Annotated in this window: 1 protein-coding gene; it reads right to left on the reverse strand. The window is 71.4% G+C overall.

Annotated elements, in window-relative coordinates:
* Positions 1-151 (reverse strand): NAD-dependent epimerase/dehydratase family protein (locus AC0IYH_RS30935; protein ID WP_471838004.1); only part of this gene is annotated, 151 nt, incomplete at its 3' end.
* Between the last annotated feature and the right edge of the window lie 139 nt (positions 152-290).

The raw sequence follows: 290 nt of genomic DNA on the forward strand, positions 1-290 counted from the left end.
CCGTCAGCCAGCGTAGATTGCCCTCCACGCCCGATCGCAGCAGCGCGTCATAAACGCGGACACGGTGGCCGTCGCTTGCCAGCCGGTCGGCGAGGTTGGAGCCGATGAACCCGGCTCCGCCGGTGATCAGGATCGGCCGGTCGTCGCTCATGCCACCAGCCCCCGGCTTTCGAGTTCGGCGCGCATCTGGTCGACGCGGTCGCTTGCGGTCTGCTGCGCCACCCACTCGGCCCGCACTGCGAGGCCGTCGCCGAAGTCCTGCCGCGCGCGGAAGCCGAGCGTGTCGGCGG

This window comes from Pseudomonas sp. AC463, from assembly GCF_979253585.1.